The sequence below is a fragment of the Arenimonas caeni genome (assembly GCF_003024235.1).
In the GTDB taxonomy this organism is placed as follows: Bacteria; Pseudomonadota; Gammaproteobacteria; order Xanthomonadales; family Xanthomonadaceae; genus Arenimonas; species Arenimonas caeni.
Map to the genome: position 1 here is coordinate 1 of NZ_KZ679113.1, position 6,215 is coordinate 6,215.

At 60.8% G+C, this 6,215-nt stretch carries 1 protein-coding gene; it reads left to right on the forward strand.

Going from position 1 to position 6,215, the window contains the following annotated elements; genetic code table 11:
• Positions 1-72 precede the first annotated feature (72 nt).
• The coding region (locus C6N40_RS13795) for a putative Ig domain-containing protein (RefSeq protein WP_162782258.1) at positions 73-6,215 on the forward strand (6,143 nt) is incomplete at its 3' end.

Sequence of the window (6,215 nt, forward strand, 5' to 3'; positions counted from 1 at the left end):
GTGGTCAATTTTGGTCGCGCATCAACAGCCCTAGGCCACATCCAGCGCTTTGACTACGATTCGCGAGGGCTGATGCTCCTGAGCCGAAGTGCCGCTGGCGTCGAGATGAACTACTCGTACGACGCCTTCGGCAACAAGGTGCTCGAGCGCACCGGGCTTAACCACCAGATGACCTGGGAGTTCGATGTTCATGGAAGGGCCATCGACCATAAGGACTTGGGCGGTAGGGACTACAACTACAGCTATCAGGCAAATGGTCAGCTCTCGACTGAGACCAGCAGCTCATTGGGTCTGACTCGTTCCGTCACCTATTACGCCAACGGCCTGGTGAAGCGCGTACAGCTATCGGCGGGCGAATTCACCGAGTACGAGTACGACGCGGCAGGCAACCGGACCTATGAGCGGAACTATAACGCCGCTCTGGAAGTTGATGTGGTGACCCGCGTCAGCTACGACAGCCACAATCGCGTGTCGCGCGTGACCAGTGACGATATGTGGGCCAACGGGCAGCGGTTCCTGGATCTCGAGTACGCCTACGATGCCGTCGGCAACAGGCGACGCGTCGTGGCCCATAGTGGCTATGGGCCGGGCGTTACGCCAATCGTCGCGGCCAACTCGGCCCCCATCAGGACGGCCAATCCGGCCTCGGTGAACCTCAAGGTAGGCCAAGCGACGGAGTGGCGCTGGCACCCCGCTGATTACTTCAGTGACCCAGAGGGTCAGGATCTCGGATTCACGGTGACGCAAGGTGCCACGGGCGCCCTTCCCGCCTGGCTGAACTACCGTAGGGACGAGGTAACCGGCGAGTGGGTGTTTACCTACAGCGGATCTGGCACCGCCGGGCAATCCGCGTCGATTCAGATCAAGGCGACGGATCCCTCCGGCGCCACCGCGGTGGCTACATTCACCGCAAGCCTGAAGACAGGAAACACGGCCCCGGTTGTCATCGGATCCGGCAGCCTTTCCTACCTCATCAAGACCGGTCAGCCGTTTGGCCAGGAGTACCTGCTTAGCGAGCTGTTCAGGGACGCGGATATCGGTGATCAGCTCAGCCTGAGCCTGGTTGGGCAGGTTCCGGCATGGCTGAGCGTCGTCAGCACAGGTGATGCGGTACTGGTAAACGGTACCCCCGGTTCTGGCCACGTTGGAGCGAGCAGCTTCAAGCTGAGGGCAACGGACCTCAGCGGTGCAACCCGCGACATCACGGTGTCCCTGGATGTCAAGGCGCCTGTAGCACCAACTGCCTTCGCAGTGCCGAACGCGACCGCCTATGCAGGATCGTCCTTCACTTTTGAACGCGATCTATCACTCGTTTTTACCGATGTCAACGGTGACGACTTCACTGTTGAAGCCGATCGTCCGGGCGGTTCCGCGCTCCCCTACTGGCTTGACGTGGCGATTGAAGGTGAGGGAGCTGCGGCGCGCCTGGTAGTGAACAGCAACGGCGTTCCGTCGAACCTCGCGCACAATTCCAGTATCACCGTGCGGTTCACTGCAACAGACAGCGATGGGATGTCGTCTTCGACAACCTTAACTATCGATATCGTGAACTTGGCCCTGAACCAGGCGCCTGTCTACACGAGCGGCACGGTAAGCAACCAGTTCCTGGTGGCGGGCTCTCCCTGGTCATACACCATTCCGACGAATGCGTTCGTGGATCCCGAGGGGTCGCCTGTATCCCTTTCTGCCGTCAAGGTCACCTGGGTGGAGGAGCCATCGCCGGGCCCTGGTGAGCCAGGGTTTTCCTATTGGCAGGTCGATCCGCTCCCGTCGTGGCTGACCTTCAACCCGACCACGCGGACGTTCTCGGGAACGGCGCCTTCCGAACAGGAGTTCTCCGTTCGCATTCGTGCCGCGGATGAGTACAACAAGTTCGTCGATCGTATGTTCCTGGTCTCGGTTGGCCCCAACCAGGCACCGTACGTGTCCAGCCCCATCGCGGACAAGGTCGTGCAGGCGGGCAACAACTGGTCCTACACCGTACCCAGTGGGACATTCACCGACCCTAACGGCCAGACGCTCACCTACAGTGCGTCGGGCATGCCCTCCGGCATGACCTTCAACGCTGGAACCCGGAAGTTCACCTACAACAATGCCGCGTCGGGGACCTATTCGATCACCGTGACGGCGAACGACGGTGCCGGCGGCACAGCCTCAGATACGTTCATCCTCACGGTGAATGTGGCACCGACAGTGGCCAACCCGATCCCGAACCGGTCCGGGCACTCGGGCGTGGCATGGAGCTACACCGTTCCGAGCAACACGTTCCAGGATGGCAACAACCATTCGTTGACGTACAGCGCGTCCGGCATGCCGTCCGGCATGACTTTCAATGCGTCGACGCGGACCTTCAACTATGCTTCGCCGGTGAGCGGCACCTACAACATCACCGTCACCGCGAGCGACGGGTACGGTGGTAGCGTCAGTGATACGTTCACCTTGACGGTTACGACGCCTCCGAATAGCCCGCCTGTGGTGGCGAGTCCGATCCCGGACCAGACTGTTCAAAGAAGCCAGACTTGGTACTTCGCGTTCTACGCTGGGACATTCAGCGACCCGAACGGCCACACCCTCACCTACACGGCATCAGGCATGCCGTTTGGGATGGCGTTCAATTCCGCAACGCGGTCTTTCATCTACGATGCTCCTTACGTCACGGCAAATCGCAGCCATACGATTACCGTAACCGCGAATGACGGCCATGGCGGCACCGTTAGCGACAGCTTTGTTCTCACCATCCTCGCAAGCGGGGGCGGTGGTGGTGGCGGAGGCGGTGGTCCGGGCGGACCGCTTGACCCTCAGTCTCAACCGCTGATTACGTCCAGGAACTCAATCTTTGAGCAGGCGGCGTCCACGGATGAGTCGATGGCGATGTCGTTGATGGAGCCTGAGATGGTCCAAACGACTTCGATGAGCTCAACCGGAGGGCTGAATCGTGAGGAAGCGTGGTTCACTTATGACGCAGAGAACCGCGTAAAGATCGTTAATGGCAAGCTGGAGAACGGTCAGATCCTGACCGAGGCGCCACGGCTGGGGCGCCCAAGCTATCTGGTCCAGTACGACGCACTCGGACGGGAGATTGCGCAGATCTCCCAGGGTGATTTCGGCCAGACGATTCACAGCCAGACTTACACCGAGCGTGGCGAGCGACTTCGGTCCTCCTATGCGACCACGGCCAATGCCTATGCCGTCAGCACCGTCAATCACTACGACGAAGCAGGCCGACTGACGAAGTCCGTTGGGTACTTCCCGCCGGGCCAAACCCTCGCCGTCAAGGACGGCGAGGGGATGATTGTCGGCGTGGACATCGGCGGCCTCCTCGCGGAAGCCACCCTGTACACCTACGATGCCGACGGACGAGTCGTCAGTCAGCAAACTCTGGGCCGACGCGCCAATGCCACGCCCGCGCCGCTGCAGGATCCGGCAGCCGATCAGCGGTTCCAGTGGGTCCAGATTATCGCCCCGAATGGATTTGTGGCAGATCCAGTGAAGCAGAGCACGGACCTTTCCGTCCTCACGCTTCTCGAAGGGGTGCACTACACCACTGCCGGCGGAGCGAGTGGCTACGATGCCGCCGGTCGTCTGACCACCTACCGATACATCAAGCATGCGCCAACGTGGGTCGGGAGCAGCGGCTATAGCTCGCAGGCGAACCAGACGTTCACGCACACATACACTTTTACCTACCAGAACCGGACCGGCTATCTCGAAGCGTCGATCACGGGAACAAGCTCGAACAGCAGCTTCAAGACCACGACGTCTACCAGTACGTACGACGCGGCCGGTCGCCGTTCCCAAGTGGTGGACAAGACTCCGATTCCCGACACCGACGATCTGGAGTCCAGGCGCAAGTTCGCCTACAACGCGGACGGGCAGATCATCCGCCGCCAGGATCATTACAAGGACGATGGCCAGTGGGTCCAGGGTAAGGACGAGGGTGCCAACAAGCTCCAGAACATTGCTCCGCGCCTGATCAGCCAGGCGGACTGGGATGCGCTGACCAAGGCAGAGCGCGAGGCCTGGTACGACAAACGTGACAACCACCTGATGACCTACGTGTCCGGACAGCTGGTGGCCACGCAGGACCAGGCCGGAAAGCTGGACGTGCTTGGACAGCTCACCGGCTTCAGCAACACCAGCCTCGGTCGTTCCCAAGTCCAGGTCCAGCAGGGCGACACGCTCAAGTCCATTGCTGCGCGTGTCTACGGCAATGACCAGCTGTGGTATGTGCTGGCCGACGCCAACGGCCTGGGCGGCGACGACGCCCTGGTGGCCGGCAGCACCCTGACCGTCCCCGAGGTCAAGACCAGCCTCAACGACGCGAGCACCTTCAAGCCCTACGATCCGGGTGAGATCACCGGGCCGACGACGCCGAGCCTGCCGTACATTCCGCCGCCGGACCAAGGATGCGGTGCGATCGGGCAGATCATCATGGTCGTCGTTACCATTGTTGTCACGGTCTACACTGCAGGCTTAGGCACAGCAGGAATCACGGCTGCCGGTAACACGTTCGGCCAGATCATGGCCGCGGGCATTGGTTCTATGGGCAGCAGCATGGGTCTGGCCGCCGCAAGTGCGTTCGTGGGCTCGGTGGCAGGGCAGGCCATAGGGAGCGGATTGGGAGTAGCTAGCTTCAGCTGGCGGAGCGCGGCGTCCTCCGGACTTGCCGCCGGCCTGACGGCGGGGTTAGGGAAGCTGGAGCTGCTCAGCAAGATTACCGGCAAGCTGGGTGCCTTCGGAGAGACCGCCTTCGGCCAGGGTGTAGTCAGCGGCATCTCCAGCAATCTGGTACGCCAGGCTACGGACCGCATTGCGGGCGTGGACACGTCCTTTAGCTGGAAGAGCGTGGCGATAAGTGCGGTATCGGCCGGTATCGGCAGCACCGTTGCGGGCGCGGTTGGGTCTAGGCTGAACCTCGAGACCGAAACCGGACAGATGGTTAAGGACTTCGTCGGAGGAGCTGCCGGCGGCCTGGTCAGCCACCATCTGCGCCGGCAGGTTGGCCTAGACAAGGGGGCCAACTACGGAATGGTGCTGGCCGATGCCTTCGGGACCATGCTGGCCAACCGAATGACAACCCAGCACAAGATCGCCGCCGACAATGAGGTCGCAGATCGCGAATTGCGAGAAGAAATCGCGCGGTACTTCGAAGCGAGCGACGGTTACCTCATTGCAACTGCCCCTGCTCGCGATATGTCCCTTGAGGAAGATCATAGCTGGCGTGCGTTTGAGGGTGTTAACCACAACTGGGGAATCCCAGGCGCTGATCCCCAGCCCGCGGGTGTCGATGGGCTCCTGGCCAAAGAATCGGCACTCCTTGAGGAAGTGGTTGCGTTCCTCGACGAGAGCATAGCCGACGCAAGGCACATTAAGCCTGCCCATGATGAAAGCTTTGATCGGGTTAGTCTCGCCGAACAAGCTTTCGTCGTGCTCGGCGGGTATATGCAGGGCACAATTGATTCCGTAATTGGTGTTGTCGGTCTGGTCAGCAGCGGCTTCGTTGACTACGTACAGAGCGGTTACGGTGTTCACGGCCCAGCGGGGATCGGGCTTTGGGCATGGGAAAAGGGAAGTAAGGCGCACGACTCACTTAAACCGATAATCGAACTGACCGGCGCCGCGCTAGAACACGAGGAGATCGGCCCAAGAATCGTTGATTACGCCTATCAATACTGGGAGACCCTTCCGAAGGCCGACAAGGCCATATTCGGCGGTGGGCTCATAGCTGATGTGGCCCTCACGCTCGTGACAGGCTATGGAGCCGCGAAACTGACAGAGCGCTCGTTGAGCGTGGCCGATACGGCAATCGATGCCGTTGACTCCACGAGCAAGCTGACGTCCTTCGGGCTGAAGCTGAAGCGGCTTTTCGGGCTAGATCAGGCACTTAGGGCGGTGACCAGAGTTGAGACTCCGGGCGCCGAGGCTCTCTTGGGTCAACTGGAGGGAATCGGATATCGAGCGACGGGTAGGAGCAAGATTGCAGCGCTCGCTGAATCAAACCCCGGACAGGCTGCTGCGCTATCACGCCTGATCAATGGGGCCAGAGCCGACGAGGCTAGGGGCCTTGTCTACGCATTCGAGAGGATGACCGCGCGTGGCTACACTCTTGTCGACAATGACTTCCGTTACGGAGGCGGAAGGAATCATGGTATCGACATGGTGTTCCGGAGTCCGAATGGTGGCTTCGCTGTTGATGCGCGACCAAAATTGACCAC